Consider the following 431-nt stretch of genomic DNA (forward strand, 5'->3'; position numbering starts at 1 on the left):
TGTTCTTTATTATCACAACGGATTAAAACAAGGCGGCGTGTTCGATCTATAGAAATTGCTTCACATAATGCTAACCGTGATAGATTTTTTTTTCTATTAGTGTTGAATCTTCCCATATTCAAACGGCGTAAAAAAAAGATAATTATGATAATAGCTGTGATTGTTATTATAAAAAACAAAAAGCTTATCGTTATGTTTGCAGCAGATATACCTATTTGGTCTGATAACCAGATAACCATAGATTTTCTCCCATTTTGGTATGGAAACTATCGTTTTTTATTGAGATAAATTTATAAACATCCCCTTAAAAGTTTCACTTAAAGACAAACAAATAAACTTTTTAACATTAAGTGAGCTTTCTTAGAAAGGTAATATCATAGTATATATTTTATAACAATGAATATAAAGGAAGTTTCTTGGTATAAGAGACA

General features: G+C 28.3%; 1 pseudogene. It reads right to left on the reverse strand.

Annotated elements, in window-relative coordinates:
• A pseudogene (locus tag ACFINC_RS10180) lies at positions 1 to 239 on the reverse strand (hypothetical protein); the annotation flags it as partial.
• Between the last annotated feature and the right edge of the window lie 192 nt (positions 240 to 431).

It is taken from the genome of Bartonella sp. AP58NXGY (assembly GCF_042195785.1).
Lineage (GTDB): Bacteria > Pseudomonadota > Alphaproteobacteria > Rhizobiales > Rhizobiaceae > Bartonella.